The 21,687-nt window shown below is 52.6% G+C and carries 20 protein-coding genes and 1 tRNA gene; 13 read left to right on the top strand and 8 right to left on the bottom strand.

Features of this window, described 5'->3' with window-relative positions; genetic code table 11:
• Positions 1-51: 51 nt before the first annotated feature.
• Both DYY88_RS17925 and DYY88_RS17930 read left to right on the top strand, forming a co-directional pair.
• A complete protein-coding gene (locus DYY88_RS17925; RefSeq protein WP_039730447.1) occupies positions 52-471 on the top strand; it encodes a YeeE/YedE family protein in 420 nt (139 codons plus the stop codon).
• A gap of 64 nt (positions 472-535) precedes the next feature.
• Positions 536-994 carry a DUF6691 family protein gene (locus tag DYY88_RS17930; protein ID WP_039729019.1) on the top strand — a complete coding sequence of 153 codons (459 nt, stop codon included), beginning with the start codon at positions 536-538 and terminating at the stop codon, positions 992-994.
• A gap of 123 nt (positions 995-1,117) precedes the next feature.
• On the opposite strand, the gene DYY88_RS17935 is transcribed toward DYY88_RS17930, so the two are convergent.
• Both DYY88_RS17935 and DYY88_RS17940 read right to left on the bottom strand, forming a co-directional pair.
• Positions 1,118-3,022 (bottom strand): serine/threonine phosphatase, encoded by a 1,905-nt coding sequence (locus DYY88_RS17935; RefSeq protein WP_084607267.1) that lies wholly within the window; start codon positions 3,020-3,022, stop codon positions 1,118-1,120.
• Between the two features lie 322 nt (positions 3,023-3,344).
• Positions 3,345-4,004 (bottom strand): pseudouridine synthase, encoded by a 660-nt coding sequence (locus tag DYY88_RS17940; protein ID WP_367889307.1) that lies wholly within the window; start codon positions 4,002-4,004, stop codon positions 3,345-3,347.
• Between the two features lie 133 nt (positions 4,005-4,137).
• On the opposite strand from DYY88_RS17940, the gene DYY88_RS17945 reads away from it, so the two are divergent.
• On the top strand, positions 4,138-4,446 hold the full coding sequence (locus DYY88_RS17945) for a hypothetical protein (protein ID WP_039729016.1): 309 nt from the start codon (positions 4,138-4,140) through the stop codon (positions 4,444-4,446).
• A gap of 395 nt (positions 4,447-4,841) precedes the next feature.
• A complete protein-coding gene (locus DYY88_RS17950) occupies positions 4,842-5,705 on the top strand; it encodes a DUF72 domain-containing protein (protein WP_039729014.1) in 864 nt (287 codons plus the stop codon).
• On the opposite strand, the gene DYY88_RS17955 is transcribed toward DYY88_RS17950, so the two are convergent.
• On the bottom strand, positions 5,692-6,480 hold the full coding sequence (locus tag DYY88_RS17955) for a TspO-related membrane protein (protein ID WP_039729012.1): 789 nt from the start codon (positions 6,478-6,480) through the stop codon (positions 5,692-5,694). The genes DYY88_RS17950 and DYY88_RS17955 overlap by 14 nt on opposite strands.
• Before the next feature lie 322 nt (positions 6,481-6,802).
• Between DYY88_RS17955 and DYY88_RS17960 the strand changes: the two genes are divergently transcribed.
• The 3 genes from DYY88_RS17960 (at position 6,803) to DYY88_RS17970 (ending at position 8,441) form a co-directional block, all read left to right on the top strand.
• A complete protein-coding gene (locus tag DYY88_RS17960) occupies positions 6,803-7,882 on the top strand; it encodes a radical SAM/SPASM domain-containing protein (protein WP_039729011.1) in 1,080 nt (359 codons plus the stop codon).
• An 85-nt stretch (positions 7,883-7,967) separates the two neighbouring features.
• Entirely contained in the window at positions 7,968-8,180 is a 213-nt protein-coding gene (locus tag DYY88_RS17965; protein ID WP_039729008.1) for an NblA/ycf18 family protein, read from the top strand.
• 36 nt (positions 8,181-8,216) lie between these two features.
• Positions 8,217-8,441: a hypothetical protein gene (locus DYY88_RS17970; protein WP_039729006.1), complete on the top strand. Its 225-nt coding sequence runs from the start codon at positions 8,217-8,219 to the stop codon at positions 8,439-8,441.
• Here the strand turns inward: DYY88_RS17970 and DYY88_RS17975 are convergent.
• The gene (locus tag DYY88_RS17975) at positions 8,438-10,633 is read right to left on the bottom strand and encodes an S-layer homology domain-containing protein (protein ID WP_039729004.1); all 2,196 of its coding nucleotides are present in this window, start codon (positions 10,631-10,633) and stop codon (positions 8,438-8,440) included. The genes DYY88_RS17970 and DYY88_RS17975 overlap by 4 nt on opposite strands.
• 509 nt (positions 10,634-11,142) lie before the next feature.
• Between DYY88_RS17975 and DYY88_RS17980 the strand changes: the two genes are divergently transcribed.
• The 6 genes from DYY88_RS17980 (at position 11,143) to DYY88_RS25150 (ending at position 16,485) form a co-directional block, all read left to right on the top strand.
• Positions 11,143-11,229: transfer RNA gene (locus DYY88_RS17980), tRNA-Ser, on the top strand.
• A gap of 345 nt (positions 11,230-11,574) precedes the next feature.
• On the top strand, positions 11,575-11,928 hold the full coding sequence (locus DYY88_RS17985; protein ID WP_039729001.1) for a hypothetical protein: 354 nt from the start codon (positions 11,575-11,577) through the stop codon (positions 11,926-11,928).
• A gap of 12 nt (positions 11,929-11,940) precedes the next feature.
• On the top strand, positions 11,941-12,636 hold the full coding sequence (locus tag DYY88_RS17990) for a phospholipase D-like domain-containing protein (protein WP_039729000.1): 696 nt from the start codon (positions 11,941-11,943) through the stop codon (positions 12,634-12,636).
• A 24-nt stretch (positions 12,637-12,660) separates the two neighbouring features.
• On the top strand, positions 12,661-15,549 hold the full coding sequence (locus tag DYY88_RS17995) for an NACHT domain-containing protein (protein WP_052288653.1): 2,889 nt from the start codon (positions 12,661-12,663) through the stop codon (positions 15,547-15,549).
• Between the two features lie 161 nt (positions 15,550-15,710).
• Complete coding sequence (locus DYY88_RS25145; RefSeq protein WP_437438589.1) at positions 15,711-16,184, top strand: hypothetical protein; 474 nt, start codon at positions 15,711-15,713, stop codon at positions 16,182-16,184.
• A gap of 187 nt (positions 16,185-16,371) precedes the next feature.
• Entirely contained in the window at positions 16,372-16,485 is a 114-nt protein-coding gene (locus tag DYY88_RS25150) for a hypothetical protein (RefSeq protein WP_437438590.1), read from the top strand.
• A 594-nt stretch (positions 16,486-17,079) separates the two neighbouring features.
• On the opposite strand, the gene DYY88_RS18010 is transcribed toward DYY88_RS25150, so the two are convergent.
• From DYY88_RS18010 to DYY88_RS18025, 4 genes are all read right to left on the bottom strand, one after another.
• Positions 17,080-17,880: a DUF928 domain-containing protein gene (locus DYY88_RS18010; RefSeq protein WP_039728998.1), complete on the bottom strand. Its 801-nt coding sequence runs from the start codon at positions 17,878-17,880 to the stop codon at positions 17,080-17,082.
• Between the two features lie 272 nt (positions 17,881-18,152).
• Positions 18,153-20,087: a sensor histidine kinase gene (locus DYY88_RS18015; RefSeq protein ID WP_084607174.1), complete on the bottom strand. Its 1,935-nt coding sequence runs from the start codon at positions 20,085-20,087 to the stop codon at positions 18,153-18,155.
• Between the two features lie 21 nt (positions 20,088-20,108).
• Positions 20,109-20,768, bottom strand: coding sequence for a response regulator transcription factor (locus tag DYY88_RS18020; protein WP_039728997.1), 660 nt, complete (start codon positions 20,766-20,768; stop codon positions 20,109-20,111).
• 188 nt (positions 20,769-20,956) lie between these two features.
• On the bottom strand, positions 20,957-21,658 hold the full coding sequence (locus DYY88_RS18025) for a hypothetical protein (RefSeq protein WP_130199503.1): 702 nt from the start codon (positions 21,656-21,658) through the stop codon (positions 20,957-20,959).
• Between the last annotated feature and the right edge of the window lie 29 nt (positions 21,659-21,687).

Here is a 21,687-nt window from a genome sequence, read left to right on the forward strand (position 1 = left end):
CAGCAAGGTATTACTGTATAGTTGTAAAGCGTTTATTGGATGGATGATGTCATGGAAGCAAGCTGGATTGCAGGACTGGTGGGCGGCATCTTAATTGGCATCAGCGCCACTGTCTTACTGGCCTTTAACGGTCGCATTGCGGGCATTAGCGGCATGGTCAATGGGGCACTGACCTTTGCTCGGGCTGAACAGTGGCGCTGGTGGTTTTTGGGTGGCATGTTGGGGGGTGGCGCTTTGTATGAATACGTCTTGGCCCCACAGCCGACCCCGACGTCTACCTTTGCGCCTTGGGCGATGGTGATTGGCGGCTTTATCGTCGGGTTTGGTACTCGCATGGGCAATGGCTGCACCAGTGGTCATGGCGTCTGTGGGTTAGGACGCCTGTCGGGGCGATCTCTGGCGGCCGTCATCACGTTTATGGTCACAGCGGCGATCACCGTCTTTATCACCCGTCACGTTATCGGTCTTTAGTGCGATCGCTGCTCACATCTCTCACTGACTTCACTCAATCCACTCATTTCAGGAGCCAATCACCATGCGAGAAAAAGGTTTAGCCCTCATTGCCGGCTTATTGTTTGGCCTGGGCCTCGGCATTTCCCAGATGATCGATCGCGAACGGGTGCTCGGATTTTTGGACATTGCGGGCAATTGGGACCCGACCCTGGCTTTTGTGATGGGCGGTGCTGTGCTGGTCACGCTGATTAGCTTTCGCTTTATCTTGCGGCGACCCCATCCAATTTTTAGCAGCAAGTTTTATTTGCCGACCCGCAACGATATCGATCGCCTATTGCTGGTCGGGGCGGGCCTGTTTGGCATCGGCTGGGGGATTGCAGGCTATTGTCCTGGGCCAGCGATTACGGCGACGGTGCTGGGCATTGCCAATCCCTTTATTTTTCTAGTCGCGATGATTGCCGGATCTTTGACTTTCCAGGCGATCGCGCCGCGACTGGCATCCCCCAAGTCAGCCGCTCCCTCTCAGCCCCTGGCGAAATAGCGCTGATATCGCCACCGCAGTGAGCACTCTTGTTGGATGGCCATCTTGGCCGTCCTGGAGCGCTAGTGGCTCGAAACCTCTACGGGCTTGGGGTAAGCAGCGTCGCTCTTTTCCAGCCCTGCTTTATTCCGAGTCAGCTATAGCATTGAGATTGGGGCGTAGCTTTAGGCGCACCACGATGGCCGTTATGTTGTCATGGCCGTTATGTTCGTTCGCCAGATCAATTAGATCTGCTACCCCGTCGTCTAAATCCACTTTGGTGCGCATCAGCGGCTTGAGATGGGACTCGACATGGTTTTCCAGCAGTTCGTTATCGCTAAGGCCGTCTGAACACAAGACAAACAGCGTATCTTGGCTAATCGTCAAATACGTAATGGTGGGCGCAATTTCTTGATTGCTGCGGGGGCCGAGGGCCTGAGTGAGTTGGTACGCATCCGGGCGCGCATAGGCGATCGCGGGTTCGACCCCACGGTTGATTTCTCGCTGACCCACTTCGTGATCGACGGTAATTTGCGTTAACTCTTGGCGGGTGAGCCCATACAGGCGACTATCTCCCACATGGGCAACCGCGACTTGATGATCATTGACCAACACCATGACCAAAGTGGTGCCCATGCGAGCATTTCCCGCTCGTTCTTCCGATTCATTCTGGTCAAAAATGGCTTGGTTCGCGTTCAAAATGCCCGTTCTAATCACTTCTTCATCGGGCAAATCAGCTTGCCAATGCTCTGCAAAGTACTCTTTTAGGGAATCAACCGCGAGTTGGCTGGCGACTTCGCCCCCGGAGTGTCCCCCCATGCCGTCGCACAAAATATATAACCCGCGCGCGGTGACCTGTGCTCCCGCTGGACTGTTGAGCCGTTGAACCTGGGTATGAGCAAAAAAGGAATCTTCGTTGTGGGCGCGTTGCCGCCCAACGTGGGTGCGTCCAGCGTCATCTAGCCGATGCAGCTTCATCGGCAGGGCCATGGTTGGCAAATCGCCCAGTCCACCCTCTTCGCTCGCCGACTCGGCTTCCGGTGAGCTGTTTGCCGCATCGTCCAACTCCGCTCCCAACAAGAGGTCTTCGACCAATAGCAGGGGCGAGTCGGCTGCTGAGGCCTTGGCCTCAGCGGCAATCTCTTCTATCGATAATGCCGCCACCGTTTCCCCAGGGGTATCAGTCGCCGCTAGCGGCAAGGTCGTCGTTGTCGAGGGCGCGGTTTCCACAGCTGGCTCCGCTGCTGAGGTCGGCTCTGATAAGCGATCGGCAATTTCGATAAGACGAGTTTGGACGGTTGTGGGGTCATCTAACAGACCCGCCACCAAATCCGTCACGAGATCCTCTAACGGCTCGAGCTGCGGTAACGACGATTGTGTTAGCCAGGTTTGCCACAATTGCCCCAGCGTCTCTAGGGAAGGGGGCGTCTCGTCAGGGTTGAAAATCAACCGCTGGAGGCACACGACTTGGTCATCATCCACCCGCAGATTGTCTGGTGCCAAAACACTGGTTTCCGCGGCAAAGGGCGACAGGGTCATCCACAACGCGATGATTTCATACAACCAGTGCACCAGCTCTAAGGGTTCCACCACCCCCGCACTGGCGAGATCTGTTAAGGTGCGCCAACTGGTGCGATCTTCGATCACGGTGATGGCGTAGTTCTCAATTTGCCAGGCTGCTTGCAGTTCTGGCACGACGGGATACAGCGACTCTTGCAGCTCCCAATAGGGAAAGGCCAGAGGTGGAATCAGCTCATCGATCGCAGCCTGATCGAGATCATCGGGAGCATTTTCTAAAAACTCTACCAGCGGTGAATCGGCGGCTGGCTCACAGTCCAAAATGCTCAAAATAGTGACGTCAGCGTTGAGCGGTTTATCGGCATCGGTTGGTTGTCTGAGCTGATAGCGCTCTTGGTCTTTGAGGCGATTTTGGGGTGTGAAGAGTGTGGCAACCGTTGCGACAGCCGTCGCTGATGGCGAAACCGCCGTTTTGGAGTGAGTGGAGACGGCTTCTGAAGGGGCCGTCTCGCGAGGCGGGGCAATGGGCATGACAATGGCCTGCAACTCCCTGAGCGCTTTGCCGCATTGCTGGCAAAACCGATTTTGAAGGGGATTCTCAGATTGGCAGTGCGGACAGACAAACATGGCCAGCGACCTAAACTGCTATGTGGCGAAGCATTGGGCAAAGCTGTATCACCCTAGCTTACCGGAAGAATTCTAAATGAGTGGATTCACACAAATTCAGCCGTCCCGTGTCCTTAGAATGCCCGACCAGAGCGCAAAAACTGAATCGTTTTATATTCAACCTGTTCAAATGAGGCGATCGCCCTTCCGGAAATCCGGCTGAAGGAATGGAGCCAGTTATCTGGGCTTAATTCGTCGCCAGGGCATTTTCGGCTAAGAGCTGTTGCACTTCGGCCGGAGTCAGCGATCGCCAATCCCCCGGGGTGAGTCCAGCCAGGGTCTGGCTACCGATGGCCCATCGCACCAGCCGCAGAGTGGGATGGGCCACGGCGGCGGTCATGCGGCGCACCTGGCGATTGCGGCCTTCGGTGAGGGTCATCTCAAGCCATGCGGTGGGCACCGATTTACGGTAACGAATAGGCGGCTCGCGCGGCGGCAGTGACGGCGCTTCAGGCAACAATCGAACTTGGGCTGGACGGGTGCGCTGACCTTGAATCATCACCCCCTGACACAGTTGCGCGATCGCCGCTTCATCCGGAATACGCTCCACCTGCACCCAGTACGTGCGCGGATGACCATACTTGGGTGTACTCAAGCGATGTTGCAACTGACCATGATTCGTCAGCAGCAAGAGCCCTTCGCTATCACGATCTAACCGCCCAACCGGGTACACATCGCTTACGGGAATGAAGTCTTTGAGCGTGGCGCGATCGCCGTCGCTATCGGTAAATTGGCTCAATACATCGTAGGGCTTGTAGAAAATCAAATATTGATACGCTCCCCCGGGGGACCGGTCGGTTGAGCGCCGTTGGCGGGGGCGGCGATCTCGGTTCACCGATTTAGCCACAGAGTCCTCGCTGCAAAATAGCGTCAATAGATGTAACTGTTTGCTGCGTTATTTTCAAAAATATTGAGAAATACTGCATTCCAAAAGGGGGCCGATATCCTGTTAAGTAACTTCGCTATCTCTCAGAGAAATTATGGACAAGTTACAACGATATCGCTTTAAGTGCACCCTGACCTTTGGCGACATTTACGGGCAAGTGATTGCCTGGTTGGTGGTGTTGCTCATTAGTCTGGCGGCAGCTATGGGGCTCATGGGTGCGCGTCAACCGCTCTATGCGCTAGTCTCAGTGGGCTTGGTGCTGGTGTTGTCCTTGCCGTTTCTTCTGTTTGCGTTTGTCACGACCTTGGTGAACCACATCGAGTTTGTCACCGTTGACTCCGAAGCCGAAGCCTCGGCTGCAAGCGCGGCTCCGGTCAATCAGCAGCCTGCTCAAGCAGTCTAAAGTCTGACTTAGGAATCAGGATTTTATAAAATCCAAGTTTTGTCGGGCAGGCATCTTGCCTGCTCTTGAACAGCCGAGACGGCTGTTCACACTNNNAATGCCCTAAGGAATCAGGATTTTATAAAATCCAAGTTTTGTCGGGCAGGCATCTTGCCTGCTCTTGAACAGCCGAGACGGCTGTTCACACTTAATTTAATTCCAATTCCTTAGTAATGAACTGGTTATGCCGTGGCGATCGCCGTTAAGAAGCGATCGCCACGGCATTGCTTTACGGGCGAGCAGCGATCGCTCATGCTGTTGACTGGCCCGGCGGCGTGACTCCATACCCAAGATTCGTTACGCTACCGAGGAGATTCGATCAGTCAGCCTCTTGGGTCGGTGGTGCGGAGGATAGGGTGTTTTATCTCGGTTGCGCCGTGTGGGCGTTTAAAGCATGGGTGGGCGACTTTTATCCCGCTGGAGCCAAATCCGGGGACTTTTTGCGGCTGTATGGCGATCGCTTCACCACCGTCGAAGGCAACACCACGTTTTACTCCATTCCCGACGCCGCTACCGTTGATCGCTGGGCTGACCAAACGCCAGACACCTTCCGCTTTTGTCCCAAAATTCCCCGCCTCTATTCCCACAGTGGCGCGTTGATGCCCCATTTTGAGCAGACGCTGGCATTTCTCCAAACCTTGCAGCGGTTGGGGCCGCGCCTCGGTCCGATGTTTTTGCAATTGCCGCCGAGCTATGGTCCGGATCGCTTCACTGATCTGCGGGACTTTTTGACCGCGTGGCCCCGCGAGGTTGCGCCGATTTCGGTAGAAGTGCGTCATTTGGCCTGGTTCGAAAAGCTGCACGCTCATCGGCTGAACGATACGCTGCGGCAGCTGGGAGTTGGGCGCGTGCTGCTCGACACGCGCACCATGTACGACGGCCAGGAAGATGGCCTGCCCGATCCGCAGTTGACTTCAGAACGGCGCAAACCCAAAGTGCCGCTACAGCACATTACCACCGCCGATTTCACCCTCGTGCGCTACATCAGCCATCCTGATTTAAATTTCAACGAACCCTACATTTTGCAGTGGGTGCCGCGCCTGGTGGAATGGTTGCGCCAGGGCCAAACGGTCTATCTGTTCATTCACTGTCCTGATGAAGCGCGATCGCCCGCCCTTGCCCGCTACTTTTACGAAACGCTCAAAGGGGCGTATCCTGACCTGCCCACGCTGCCTTGGGACTCGGTGAAACCGCCCGATGCGCAACTCAGTCTGTTTTGAGGCGACGCGGCAATCGCAGGCGCACCAAAATCAGTGTCGCCACTAAGATAAAGGTCGCTAAATAAGCCATTGATGAAATGGCGGGGGTGTCGGTGTGGCGGGCCGCGATCGCGATATACGCCCACACATACACCAGCATGAAGGGAATATCTTGCTGGGTAAAGATGACGATAAGGCCGATTACCGCGCTCACCAAAATCATAATTACCGTCCACAATTCACCGCTGAGGCCGCCACCCTGCCAGCCCGCGTCATACAGCGCTGAGGCCACATTGATAATCGTCGCTACCGAGATCCACGCCAGGTAAGTGCTGAAAGGATAGACGGCAAACCAGCGCCGCTTGCGATCGACCCGATCCATCCGCAGCACGCCGTAGGCCCCCATCAGCGGCAGCAAAATGCCCAACATCGCCAAAATGGACCAGGTGAAATATTGCAGCGTGAACAGAAAGATCCAGATGATTTGCGCCACGCAAGCGATAATCAGCAGCCAATCCACCGGGCGAATAATCGGATCACCCTGCCGTGCCGGTTTGATCTGATAAACCCCATAGGCAATCAACCCGAGATAAATCACCCCCCAAATGGCAAAGGCGTAGTTAGCGGGGGTGATCAGCACGCCTGACAAGGTCGTGTTGGCGATTTCGCCGACATTTTGCCCACCCGGCGGGTAAAAGTTCGACAGGGTGTTGATGGCGAGGGTGCCGATGATGGCAATGGGGGTAGCAACGGCTAATACCCAGCCCGACTTATTGGGTGAATTGGACGCATCCATGACTAACCTGCCTGTGCTGTAAATCCTGATTGAGATGACCCGTCGGCAGTTGTCACGATTGGACAACCTCATCGCCTGCGGCCCCTCTCTCCCTTAAGGCTACTGTTTATTTCACCAGTCCTGAACGTTATTTTGTTCCGGTCATCCCAAGCTCCTGACTGTTTTGGATGACGGCATACTGAGTTTGGGAATTGCCCTTTGCGTTCGGTAGTCGCAGGGCAAAAGGTTGGGGGATCAGGACTCGTCGCCTAGAATTGCCACGTCGGGATGCCCGCGATCGCGAAAGAGTCGGGCAACAGCTGTCACTGGTAGAAGCCAATTTATGCGTCAACTTGATCGCCTGCATATTGAAGTCACGAACGTGTGCAACTTCAAATGTGAGTTTTGCCCCGACGCCATCATGGCGAGGCGGCGAGGCCATATGTCTTTTGAGCTGTTGGAAAAGGTGCTAACGGAGGTCGCCGAGCAGCAACTCGCCCGCATCATCACCTTTCATTTAATGGGGGAACCTTTCATCTATCCCCACATTTTTGAGGGCATTCACAGTGCGGTGACGAAATCGCTTCAACTGCATCTAACGACCAATGGCAGCACTTTCCATCTGTTTCCCGAGCAGATTGAGCAGCTGGTGCGATCGCGGGTGCCCAAAGTCACCATTTCCCTGCAAACACCTGACCCCCACACTTTTCAACTGCGGGGGGCTCCACCGCGACTCGCGTCAGACGCTTATTTTGAAGGCATCGTCAATTACGTGCAGGCCAATTTGCGATCTACCACCTCGCCGACCCGCGTCCACATCAAATTTTTAGACACCACGCCGCATCCCTTCCTCGTGCCCCACAAACCTCTGGATATTGTGGCAGGCAAAACCCAAATGGTGGATGAGCTCATGACCTGGGCCGAACGGTTGCTCAGCGCTCTGCCCGCAAGCGAGGTCGATTGGGACGCTATTCATCGCCACCTCCAGCGGTTACGCACGGGACGCTGGCAGTTGATTCCTCTCCATCCAAAACTGGTGCTAGAGACCTTCCCCCTCGACAGTTGGGGCAATGTGGAAGCGGGAACCGTGACGCCCGCACAATGGGGCTACTGCAATGGGGCCAGTCAACAAGCCGGCGTGCTGTATGACGGCACAGTGGTGCCCTGCTGCAAAGACTTTGAGGGACAGATTCCCCTCGGGCGCGTGACCGAGCAGCCACTGGCCGACATTCTGACTGATCGCCCGGCGTGCCAGCTCCGGCAAGGCTTTGAGCGCCTACAGGTCAACCATCCCGTGTGTCAGCGCTGCATGGGGGCCGACACGCCCCTCAAGTCAGCCCTGCGGCAGGTTGGTTCGGTGGCATATTTCAAAGCTTACAGCCCGGTAATGCGACGGATGCACAAAGGCTGGGGAGAGGTATGATCTAGAAGAGGAGGAAAGCAACTTTGTCAATCTTAATGAACAAATGTTAAGTTAATGTTTGTAAAGCATCGACAGAGGTCGCACCATGCAATTTCGGCAAGAGCTTCCCCTTGAGCAGCAGTTTGAGCTTCAGGTCTTTGAGCAGCAGGTACAGCAACTGTCTCGTGAAGATGCTCAAGCCCTCCTCGTGCAACTGCGTGAGGCCATGCTGTATCAATCCACCGCGTTTCGCGAGATTTTGAAAGAATCGTGGGGCATTGAAAAGGGGTTTGAGGCTGGACTCGGTGACCTAATCTAGCCAAGCTTTGTCGATACTCACTGAGGAATACGGGCCATGACTACACATCAGCTTTACCTCAATCAAGAAGATGAAAAAGAAAACGCCAGTGGTGTTGCCGTCATTTTCTTCTTATTGGGCGCACCCGATATCTACAGCGTTTTGCGGCGGCGATCGCATCCCCCAGCGGTAGAACATAAAATGCCGATCTGGGCGGTGGGCGTCGGTATTCTTGCCTTCGCCACGGCTGGTGCTTGGGTTTGCCTCAACGCCATGGGCTAAGCCCGACTTGAGGGTAGCGCCAACAGATAGCTCGACGCGATCGGCGGCACCCGTTGCTGATCGACTAAGGCTTGATAAATGGCGACGCAAGTCTCAGCTCGTGTGGCGACTTGGTTAGGCCGCAGGCGTGGATCGTTTGGAGCAGCCGTGATGAACTGCTTGCTCAAAGCGATCGCCGTTTGTGAGCGAGCATATTGGGGCACTTGATCGCTATCTGGGAATTGCATCATGGCGGCGGTTGGGGCGATCGTTTCAGGGCCATATAAACCGTTGACAAGGGCGACCCAAATTTGCACTCGTAGGAGTGGATTTTGTGGGGCAAACGTGCGGTCAGGAAAGCCCCCCATGAATCCGCCCCGATAGGTCGTTTGGATAGCTGGCGCTGCCCAAAAATCGGACGGTACATCGATGAAGAGCATGCTGGGTCGAATGGCCGCAGGGGCAAACGCATTCGTAATCAGGGTGGCAAACTGGGCGCGCGTCATCGGGCCATCGGGGTCAAAGCGACCGTCACTAAGGCCACTGACCAGATTGAGCGCGGTAAGACCGTGGATAAACTCAGCGGCCCAGTGGTTGCTAATGTCACCAAAGGTGGGCTGAGTCGTATCAGGCCGCACAATGAATGGGGATTCAATCCGCGCGGCTAAACCCAGGGCCACCTGCCCTTGATAAATTAAGGCCGACAACTCGGCTCGCGTCATCGCTTCGACCGGGCGCAACACCAGCGGGTCAGGATAGTTCACCACGAGTCGTTGGCGGGTGGCCGTGGCGAGGGCATCCACCGCATAGCTCGGAATCTGGGCGCGATCGCGATAAATCCCCAAATCATCAACCCGCCCCCCCGCAAGTGCCAACCCATTGGTCACCGCGACCATCGCTTGGGTGCGAGTAATCAGCACATTGGGGCGTAGGGTGCCATCGGGAAAACCGCTCAGAAAGCCTGTGGTGTAAGCGTAAGTTAATGCACCATCAGCCCAAAAACTGCTTGACACATCGTTAAATCGGCGGGGCGATCGCCGTTGTGGACGGTCAGGAAAGCTTGCCGCAATGTAGGCGGCAAACTCGGCCCGCGAGACGGCCCGATCAGGCCGAAAAGTCCCATCGGGCAGGCCCGCGATCGCCCCGGTGGCGACCAATCCATCGACAAACGGCCCCGCCCAGTGGTTTGCCATATCCGGAAAGCGTTGGGAACCTAACGGCCCCTCAATGGGGGAACTCTCATCCCCAGGCGGCGGTGGTGGCGTCTCCGAGGCACCGTTCGGAAAGTCGGGTGGCTGAACGAGCAGCCTCGGCGGTACCGCACTCGGGTCAGGTAGCGTGCTGGCAATCAGCGCGACCTCTCCTTGCAGCCCTGGCGGAATCAGGTCATTGCCGCTGGCAAGCAGCGATCGCTGGGTAGCGTTGTAGATATCAAACTGGCCATTTTCACGCACGATATTCCCGCCCGGATCGGCGGCCTGACCAAAATCCGCGGTGCCTAACCCGGTGAGGTGCAAGCCATAGGTCTGGTTTTGGCGAATGTGATTGTCTCGCAGGACGGGATGGGCCATATCGGCGATCGCAATCCCCCGGTCACAGCGCTCGACCCGACAGTCAATAATGAGCGGTGCGGCCGCATCGCGGAGCCAAATGCCGATGCGATTGCGCCTCACCTGTACCCGCTGCAACTCGCCTTTGCTTTGGGTGAAAAAGGTGATTCCCGCTTGGCCGCAGTCTTCTAACCGGCAGTCTTGCAACAAGGGCAAAGCGCGATCGAGGGCGACGATGCCGAATTGCTCACACTGACGCACCACCACCCGGTGTAATTGGGGATGTCCCGCAGTGAGACATAGGCCAATGCCTTGGCGATTAGGATTGGCGATCGCCACTGAGTCGAGTCGTGCCCCGTCAGCTACCTCACAGGTGATCGACTGCGCTCCCAATAGTGGATGCTGAAACGGACCGCTGCCCTCAATCAGAACCGTTGGGCGATCGCTCACCCATTCGCCCCGCACTTCGCAATTTGGCGGCATCCTCAAGGGAAACTGTTCACCATTGGCCGCGTCATACCTTCCCGCCGCCAAGCGGATGAGGGTGTCGCCCCGCCTCAGACGCAGGGCTTGAGTCAACGTTTTGCAAGCTTGGGTCGGTTGCCGACCACTGTGACGATCTTGCCCCCGCTGGGAGTCGACGTAAAGTACAAGTTGAGCCATAAAGTTGGCCTATCAAAGACTGGCAGTAATCCCACATGCGATTTCCTAGCGCCTCAGGCAACCCCTGATGAACAGTTGACACTCAGCTTAGACAGGACGAAGCAGGAGAGCGCAAAGCAGCAAAATTTTACTGTAGGTCAGCAGCAACGCTCCATGTCGCCATAACTGCTCAAAACCGGCGCAAAATCTGTGGTTATCGAAGTACACCAGCCTCATCTGCTCAGCTGATGTGGTTAATCCGTCCCTGCAAGTCATCTCACAGGGCCGTTTCTGATGTCCAGAGTAAGGGCAGACAAGTCCTTTTCTAAGGGCTGTTATCAATTATTGGTGGAATGCTTTTCCTGTAAGAATTTCAGTGCTTAGTTTATTTGGTGAGTGCGGGCGTGGAAATGCTGGTCGCTCCAGATTTCTGGAATTAATGGATGACACGCTCTAAGCTTATTTCATCGGGTGCTTGCCCTAGAAAGTTACTCCTGATTTCTCCGTCAGGGGGTAAAATACACACACCTGGAGAGGTGGCAGAGTGGTCGAATGCGGCAGACTCGAAATCTGTTGATGGGTCAAACCATCCGAGGGTTCGAATCCCTCCCTCTCCGTTCAAATCCCCATCCTGTAAAGTTTCCTGGCTTTCTGCGCTCCAATTCAGCGCAGGGCAGTTATGTGGTGACGCTTTCAAAAAGCCTCAATGCCCGTCAGCGGCGAGTAGCTGCATAAGCGCGATATGGGAGCCTTTGCCGAGTACGGAACATCGGCTCGAAAAAGCATGGCGGCTTCGCCACAAAACGCCTGAACTCCTCTCAACAGGGCTTACCGGACAGGTTCCGTGCATTCAACTTAATTTCGACTTAGTTTCTATCTACGGTAGACATACCCGTCGCTCAAAATTCATAGGCTGGTTGCAGTTGAGCAAGTCGCTCACAGACCTTTAAAGATTTCAACCTATGAACACCCAAGTGAAAATCAAACGACTGGTACAAGCGGACGGACGGAGAAGGCAAATCAACCCCATCACCGCTGCTCAGCCCAAGAAGGATCGCAACCATGTGCAACGCCGACAACAGCAGCGGGCGATTTCTGACTCGATGATTGAAGTGGCGCTGATGTATGGGAAAAAGCACCACAATCGAGGGGCCATTCTTTATATCTTGGGCGATCACACCCTTCGGCGTTCTCCCTATGCTCAATTCACTGATGTGCTGCGAGGGCTGACCGTTGTTTGTGAGCAGGGAGCCACGACTCCGCATGTGTTGACGGCGTACTGGCATACGGCGATGCGTCGTCGGGTGCGGAAGTAGGGAGGTAAGACCATGCAGAACCATTCGAATTTCACCTCTTCGGTTTCTGACCCTCACCCTCTGGCATTGATTCGCGACATTTTGATACAGGCCAATGCGTTGGTGGATCATCATGGAATCGAGGCGTTAGCGATCGCCCTCAATCAGCCGCGACCGACCTCTGAACTGGTTTGGGGGCGATCGGGCAGTCGAGCACTGCTGTACGAAACTTTAGCCCAGGCCAAAGAACGGGTGATCATTGTCTGTCCCTGGCTGACCCGCCAGAGTTTGAATGATGACTTGCTGTTGCGCCTCCGTGCCAAGCTGGATCAACAGTGCCGGATTGAGATTGGCTGGGGTTACGGACACGACATTGGCAGCACGATTCAGATTCGGAATGGTTCGTGGTTCATCAATGCCCGTGGGAATGCTAGATGTCGATACAATGCTTTGCCCAAGCTGTGTGAATTGCGGAAACACTATCCCGATTTACTAACGCTCAAGCTGTTGGGCACCCATGAAAAGTTTTGGGTCTGTGACCAGCAATTTGCGTTTGTGGGCAATCATAATGTGTTGAGTTCTAATGTACTGAGTTTGAACGTGCCTCATGTCAACCGGGAGGTGGGCATTCGGACGGCAGAACCTGATGTGATTGCTGAACTCATTCAGGGATTTGAGGGGGCGATCGATCTGGCTCAACTCCATTATCGTGATTCGCACACCGCCTAAACGTTCATTTCTGGAAATCTGGCTATGTCTTCAGATTGGCAAACGTTTCTCAAAAATATTGCCGTTGCCAAATGTCTGGCCCCTGAGCAGACCGAGACTTTACTGCAAAAGTTTCCCTCGCCACACGAGACGAATACGCAAACCAAGGTTGGGATGGAACTGGGCATTGAGGGCAGTTCAGTTCAAGCAAGACTGGCAGAGATATACACGAAGTTTGGGATATCGGGAAAAGGGACGAAAACCCAGAAACTGCAAACCATCTTGCAAACAGAGTTTCACCAAAGTTCTCAACCTCAAGTCGCTGAAGCGACGACCGCGGCAATTTCACTGGAGCAAATGAAGCGATCGTGTTACGACCTGCTGGAACGGCAAAAGCGCTTGAGTACGAACGCTTTGATGGCGAAGGATGGCATTGAGTTTAAGCCGGATGACTTGTTTGTACCATTGGGATTGGTAGAGCGGCGAAAACGCCCCAGACGACGAGATATCGAATCATCTGACCAGGGCTCGCAACTCTACGGGGCTACAGAAGAGGAAGTCACACAAACGTTTCAACATCAGGACTTTTTTGAGCAGGTGATTCGAGAGGGGAACACCCCCAAGAGTCACGGTCAGCGGTTGGCCATCACGGGTGAACCGGGAGCAGGCAAAACCACGCTGTTGCAGAGGATTGGGGATTGGCTACGGGCGCACGATCAGGTGCCAATCTGGATTTCGCTGGCGAATGTAGGTGCAAAACCCCTGCGGGAATATTTGCTGGAAGACTGGTTACGGGATGCGGCTGGCGCAACTGACGCGGCTGCCCCTGACTGGAAGGCCACACTGGAGCAACTGTTAAAGGCAGGGCAGGTGTGTCTGCTGCTGGATGGGGTAGACGAAATGACCATACCCCAGGCACTACGGTGGATTGGCGAACAGCTTGGGGAAGGCTGGGCGGCATCGGTGCGGGTGGTGCTGACCTGTCGGCTGAATGTATGGGAAAGTGCCGCCCTTCCTGGCTTTGATGTTTATCGCAGTCTGGCTTTCGACTATCCCGATCAGGTTGAGCAATTTATCGATCAGTTTTTCCAGCGCGAGGGGGCTTGTCCGGCTTTGGGCCAAGCACTGAAAGAAGAACTGGAACAACCGGGTAAGGAGCGGATTTGCGACTCGGTCAAGAACCCTTTGCGGTTATCGTTGCTTTGCTACACCTGGGAGTTGGGGGTTGGCGAGCTGCCTGACACCAAAGCCGAACTCTATCGGCAATTTGTGGAGGCGTTTTATACGCTGAAACAGCGAGAGTTTCCCATCTTGCCAAATGAGCAAGAAACACTAAATCAAGCTCTAGGGGAGCTAGCACGAGAAGCGATCGACCAAAATGACTCACGATTTCGTCTGCGAGAAAGCTTTATCCAACGTTTTTTGCCTGGTCATCCCCAACAAGAAGGTTCCTTGTTTTGGCAAGCTGCTCGGATTGGTTGGTTAAATCATATTGGTATAACTGCCGACAAGCCTTATGAAAAAGCCTACTCTTTCTGGCATCCTACCTTTCAGGAATATTTTGCAGTATATTCAATTCAAAATTGGGGCTATTTCCTTCATCACAATAATCAAGTCCCCAATCCGCTAAGGCACCATGCTGGCAAACCTTGTGTATATCGAATATTTCAAATACAGTGGGCAGAACTTATTCCTCTGTGGTTCGGAAGAAAAGATGTCAGCTCTTCCGAAAGAGAATCTTTCATTTCTGTCCTGATTGAATTCAATGATGGATGCAGAGATATCTTCTCCCGAAAAGCTTATTTTCTGGCTGCGGCATGCACATCAGAATTTGCATCTTCTAGAACACAAGAAATAATCTTAGAATTGGCAGATCACGGCCTACATTGGAGAAAAGATCAAGATTTCTGGAATGAAAATCTTATTAGCTGCTATCAAGGACTTCATTCTGCTAAAGCGCTGACAAGTGCTAGGCGAGAAGATGTGATCAAACTACTTGAAAGTAAATTGGCAAATACAAAAACAGCTTCAAAGTATGAAGACTACATCAGGCTTCATGAAGCCAATCTACTCCAAGATGTTTCTCCAGAAAACAAGAGAGCACAAGAAATAATTTTAGAGTTTGCAGAGAAGGCTGAGAACGATGCAGCTTTAGGTCTTATTATGATATCAAATTTGGTGAAAATATCACCTGAAAGCGCTGAAGCTAAAGATGCATTATTAAAAATAGCGAAGTACAATGAAAATTCTTTTGCAGCAACAATGGCGCTGATACATTTCCTCGAGTCTCATTATGAGGATGGAGGAGTTGGTTTCCTAACTCAAGATTTAGAGAAAAGACAGCCAAACTTTGTTCTCTTTCAAATCATTCGATATGTTCACAAAAAAGATCCTGGCAATCAAAAGATAATTCGAAAAATCATTGAATTGCTTGATTCTTGTGAAGAACACATTATTGAAGAGATATTTTATCTGTTTGAGAGTAAAAGTTTTTTGGAAAATCCTGAGATTCTGAATGTCCTTAAGAAGATAGTTGAAGATGATGAATATGAACTGGATGGAGATGGGAAGGGTTTTCGTTATGAAATTGCGGTCATCTCCCTTGGCAAGGTTGGAATTGTTGACGATAAGATAGAGAGCTCATTGAAGCTAATCTCAAGAGAGCACTGGGATGAGAGACAACGTTGTCAAGCCTTATTTGCTCTATTTGAAATGAGATCTATTACTCAAGATGAATTTTCCGAAACCTTGTTCAATTTCTTGTATTCTTTCCAAGATGCATCAGCAAGGTGGGAAGTTGCTGAAAAGCTGGCAGAGTTACATCCAAACGATTGGAGGGTTCCAGAGCAAGTTATAGATTGGATGCTAAATCCTGTACGTTCTTGGGATACAGCATTTCTCACTCTAGTGAGGTGCAGTAGCAGCAATTTGTAAACCAGTTTTTAATGTCTGTCAAAGAAACTTCCTTGAATGCCTTTTNNNAGAGTAAGCTTTCATCCCTGTCTCTTAGCAAATTCCAAAACATACTAAGTGTATCTCACGAGACTGGAAAAGGCTGTAACGATTCTGATTGGTTCGTTGGGACATTGACAAAAATGCTTGGTGGCAACTTCCTCAAGAAAATTGTTTCTCTCCTAAACCTCACTCTAACAAAAGAACTTTGGGATACGAAAAGAGAAACATATAAGAGTTTTGAGCAAATACTTTTTGAGTGTTCTGAGCGAATGCCTTATCAAGAGTTTTTCGAGGCTTGGAATGAACAGTGCCAGGTGTTCTCGAAATCAAGATTTCTCTCAGATGTTTTGGCTCACATTCAAGTAGGTAATGCAATAAGCCTGATTGGACTAAATCTTAGTATTCCTGATTCTCAGACAGAAGATATTATTGCAAAGCGTTTTTACAATCGCACTGTTTTCCAGGTTTTACCTGACGAAGCTCCAACTAAACTCAAAGATGTCGGAGACTTAGAACAACTGCTTTTAGCATTACGCATTCGACTTAAGAAGAAATATTTGGCATTCGTTTTGTACGACACTACAGCCTTTTCCAGTCTCGTGAGATACACTTAATATGTTTTGGAATTTGCTAAGAGACAGGGATGAAAGCTTACTCTATCNNNATTCAAGGAAGTTTCTTTGACAGACATTAAAAACTGGTTTACAAATTGCTGCTACTGCACCTCACTAGAGTGAGAAATGCTGTAAGCCAAATCTAGAACTAGTAAGTGTTTGCCAACAAATCTCTGATATTGTCCACATCAGCTGGATTACAGATCAACCGATCGCTTGCAACACTATTCGAACTTTCCACCCCGACTCTACCGATCTCCTCAGTGCCATCCAAAGCTGGCTCGATGAAATTAGCCCGTGAGTTTTAGTGCCGCGATCTCGCCCTTTTCTCAAGCTGCGATCTTCACAAGTTCTGCTGTTGAGAGAGCATATGGTTGGGGCGCTGCTTTCCGGTGATGACTCTTGGAAGGAGTCTGGCTGGGGTTGTTGTCTATATAGCCATTCTAAGAATTGCAAGAGGGTGGCTCGATAGGTCGCGATCGCCCCTTGGCTAAGTTTTGCGGCTTGCTCGTCTGGAGATGTTGGATTTTCGAGTTGCTGCAGGAACCAGTTGGCGTCGTTGACGAGTAGTGGAATGGGGAGTTGCGCCAACGCGGCCTCTAGCTGGCCGCTGCGACCCTTGGCATGGATGCCGTAGTAGGGCAACACGTAACGACGGAGAACAGTACGCAAGTTGCCCAGCAATCGGTGGTGGCGATCGCTGGGCTCAATTTGGGCAAAGGCTTGGTAGGCATCAAGCGCAGTGTTTAGCACCATCGGGACTGCCGGGTTACTTCAGGGTGGAGTCTTGCCTATGGTAATGGTTCGCCTCGCGGAGATTACAAATTGTTTGCTGGCCAATCAGCACTGTATTTCTTGAGCAGTGTGATTGACCAACCTGCACATTGCTATAAGTCTAAAAGTCTGCAATTTCTCGTAGTTGCTCACTGAGGTTAACGTTTGCTGCACCATCCATTTGTGCTTCTAGATCGGCGAGATCAAGCAAAAGAGCTTCACGCAGGGCCATCGCTTCTGGGGTCTGGGCATCATAGACCTCGGCAAAGGCGTCGTACCAGAGCCCAGCTTGCGCATAGGCTCGCGATCGCTCAACGGCATCAGTAGGCAAGTTGGAGGCTAGTTCGGGGGGCAACTCAACCACCTCGATGTCAGCCGACGTATATTGTCCGGGTTGCTCAAAAGCCGAGTCGCAGTAAAGAACCACTTGCCAGAGGTAGGTTTCACCCTCAGTCAGCGCCGCCTCAGGCGGTAGCGTGTAGGCCATAAAGCCCTGCTGGCTCTCATCAAACTGGGCGATCTCTATCTCAGTGAATGAGCCATCGGGTTCGTAGCGATAGAGTTGAAACTCAATGGGATCGTTGTCGTCGCTGAAGTTATACCAAACAAAAGTAGGGGTGGTTGAGGCCGTTAGGCCAATCGAGTTGAGTCGAGGCGCGATCGCGGCCACTTCATCGCCGCACCCGAGCACACCGCCGCCCGTATGGTCTTCACGCGGATTTTTGAGATCTGAAGGAGGACGATAGACCCGGAGCTCTGTAGCTGCGCCCCCCGGCAACACTGGACCGCTGGGCCGCCCTGGTGAGCCCGAAGGGTCAAATTCTGTCTCTGGCTGGGCAATGGCCCCGTAGTTGCCGCCAATGAGAAAACTGACAGTGCCGCCTAGACAAAGCAGAGAGCGAAGCGCCGGTAGATGGTTCATAGCTGATTGGAGATTGGGGCAATTTAACGCTGAAGGCGTTTCAGTATTTATACATACTTCACAGCAAAAATTCGTAAAGCTTGAATGAGGAAACGCATCTCCATATAAACCTAAAAACTCAACCGTGAAAATCTAAAGACTGAATTCGCGCCCTCAAACCGCCATTGACGATTATTGTCTCAAGCTGGCAACTTCAGATGCCGCTACTGTTTTCAACCATAAGTAAACAACGGCAAACCCACAAGGCGCTTTTACGCCAATCAGGTTGCCGGTTATGACGAAGGCTTTGCCAGTTTTGGCAAGCGTAACTGTGCCCAAACCGATTTTGTGCGAGTTAACGGCCAGCGCATCTCGCAGATGGAGCCGGTTTCCGTAATGGCCCGATGAAACTGGCCTCGCAGTCGACGGGCTAGAGAGCGGGCTTGTTCGGTGCCGTGGCCTGCTCGCTCTCGCTGAAATGGGCCAGAGTTTTTGCCGTTGTCAGCTACACGAATCACATTTTCAGTCTCAGTCGCCATACAGGTGACCGTTAACCGTTTGGGATGGTTGGCGTGCTTGCCCACATTGCAGAGGGCTTCTTCTAAAAAGCGGCAGAGCGATCGCCGATCGTCAGACGACAATCCCTCAGTCGCTAACGGCTCGAACTTAATAACGTGCAGCTTAAGAGCGGCAAACCCCGGCAAATCTCGTTTGAGCGTCTCGGCATACACTTCATACAGGGCCTCCGACAGTGGACTGCGCAGATCAACTATTTTTTGACTATTGAGTTGCAGCTTTTCGGCAGTGGGCAGCGACTCTTGCAGTAGGTTGACGTATATCGTCCGAATCTCATGATTGAGTCCCTCTAACCGCTGACTGACCGAAGGCTCTAACTGGTCTCGTTCTTGCAGCAAGATTGCTAGCGTTTGCAATGGGCCATTGTGAATGGCGTCGTAGGTACGCTCAATAATTTGTTGGCGCTCGTCGATGCGCTCTCTTAAGGTCGTCTCATACAGCAAGAAGCCGGGCAGTGAAACTAATGAAAACGCCACCAGCGGCGGCACGACGGAGAGCCATAATCCGGCTCCCCAAAGGGCTCCCATACAGAGAGTGAGTAATAGCGCCAGGCCGAACACCGTCGCGATCGCGTGTTTTAACGTAGGCAGCTTGAGGTAAAGCAGACCCACCCCTAAACCGCCCCAGAGCATGATCCACAGATATTCCCAACCGGGTGACCAAACCCGAATCAACGGTCGCCCGGCTAAGACGGCGCTGAGAATCTGGCTAGTGACGTGGGCATGCACCTCAACCCCATAGACCAGACTCGGGTTGTCACTTTTAATGGCCGCAGAATTGATCAAATCTTTGGCACTGAGAGACGTGACGCCAATCAGCACGACGCGATCGCGAATCAGCTCAGCCTCGACTCGTCCCTGCAAAACATCGGTCATCGAGACAATGTCAAATGGCGTTTCACCACTCCGGGGATTGATGAGAATCTGAATACCTTCAGCATCGCTATCCACATAGCCGCCATCCGTGCGTTGAAAACGGGGAAACTCAGTTTGACCAAACCGCATATTGAGCGGGTCTCGGAAACCATTATCCAAAGTGAGCCCTTCAGGGGCCAAATATTGCTCGGCTAGCCGCAGTGCCAGAGCAAATCGGAAGCGATCAGGATCAACGGCATCTAGCGAAGGGAGGGTTCCCAGATAAGTCCGTCGAACAAATCCATCGGCATCGAGGGGAAAATCGACAATGCCAACTTGCTCTGGGGGCAAGACCGCTGGAGGCGTGGCGACATCGCTGACGACGCCCGCAATGCGCTCGATGCCAATGACGTTGGGTGACGTGGCAAATACTTCAGTCAACGCGGCATTACCGGGTTCAATCGGCAGTCCGCGGTAGAGGTCAACGCCAATAACTCGCGGTTCGTGTTGATTGAGCGCGGTGATGAGGGCAGCCAACTCACCATCGGGAATGGGATACTGCCCAGTTTGCTGAATATCTTGTTCGTTAATACCGACAATCAACAGCCGTTCATCTTTCGGTTCGGCGGGTCGCCAGCGTAGAAACAGATCTAGAGCTTTCCATTCGGCGACTTCCAGCAGCCCCATCACTCGCGCCAATAGGATGAGCGTGACAATCGTCACCCCCGGCACAAGTCGTCTGAGCCAACGATAGTTTTTCAAGTTTAGCCAGCGAGATGGACTTTCCGACTGGGTCATAGTGGCGGTAGTAGATGAGGCCTAATCGATCAGGCCCTCTTCGCGAGCCCGAATTTCGGTTTGGATGCGAATATTTTTGCCGTCTTCAGGATAGACCTGCAAAACATCTTTGACTTTGCTCCAGTAGTGGCGCACCGTGCGTTCAGAAACGTTCATCTGGTCAGCGATCGCCTTATCTTGCAGGCCATCTTTAAACGCTAGTTGCAAGACTTCTAGCCACTCTGGTTTAACTTCCATCCCCGTCCGCATGTCACGGGGAGTATAAATCAGTCCCTTCAGCGACCAATCCACCTTTTCGAGCATTTGCTTGAGCGGTAACCCCTTGTCGGCAATGGTGAAGCCCCCTTGGTGCCGATCAATGACAGGACGGAGACGAATCAGCGATCGCACATGGGCACTTTGCACCACAATGTTGAGCTCGGGATAGGTTTCCATGATGGCTCGCAACAAATCAATCCCCGATTCAATGTGAGAGGGGTCTCCAGGTGCTGCCGGAATAGATAAATCCATCACGAGTAAATCAGGCACTTCCCGCTGAAGCGCTTCGTTAGCTGCTTTGGCGGTCATGGCCGTGTGAATATTGGCCTGGGGATAGGTTTGCTGCAAAACACTGATGGTGCTACCGAGAACGGATTCGTGATCGTCAACCACCAGTAGCTTCAAATAATCGGTAGAAGTCATCTCTTTTCTCGAAGACGAATATCGTGGCAAAAATCAAAACTGCATTTAAAAATCAATCTAAAGGATCGTAGCGACTCATCAAGCTTGTTGGCGACGGGGTGAGTTTTGACGCTGAGCGAAAGCCGCCCACAATATTGGAATAACTTTGACCGCTCCATTGCTTATGCCCTTATTCATTACTCCGGTGCCTAGGTTCCCCCCAATTCTCGGTGGGAGTTCTCTGGGGTGGGGGCACTATCAGCCCAACAAAGTCTCCAGTCGAGTTCATGGGAGTGCAATCTCTGCTCATAGGTGCCTCTGGTAAAGATTTGGAAGGTTTTGAGAAAAGGCTCAAGCTGGTTCGACAATACCTGTAACAGCTCAGGAGCCAGGCTTTCACTATAGGTAATGTGATAATGCAAATGTTTTGTATAATCTTGTTGCCTCAGCGTCAGGTCGCAGCGATGAGGAGAGAGGGCGGCTTGAGTCAACTGCGTGAGTAAGCGTTGGGTAAAACCAATGAGTAAGCGATTGTGTTCAATGAGGTCGCTCTCCCACTCAGAGGCAAACTGACAATTTAATGGCAGCTTGCTATGCCAAGGCTGTAAAGCGTCTGCCAAAGCGGTGGGCAGAGAATCTTCCAAGAAGGGTGAATATAAGTAACTGCTCAGCTGCTCCAGTTGGGTATAAATCTTTTCGAGCTCAGTCAGGTGTTGACCACAGCAATATGCAGCGGCCCCGGCTGGCTTCAGACAAGCCAATTCTACTTGCCGCCGCACTGTAAACAAGTCCTGTAGTAAGCCATTACGGATGCCGTCCGACAGCTCATTGAGGCTCCGAACCTGATGGCGATGCCACCAACGCAGTAGTTCAGAGTGATCTGGTGTGTCAGGGTTCAATGGATGACGCACTCCATAGAGCATTTCCCTAGGGTATGTAT

The organism is Leptolyngbya iicbica LK, from assembly GCF_004212215.1.
Classification (GTDB): domain Bacteria; phylum Cyanobacteriota; class Cyanobacteriia; order Phormidesmidales; family Phormidesmidaceae; genus Halomicronema; species Halomicronema iicbica.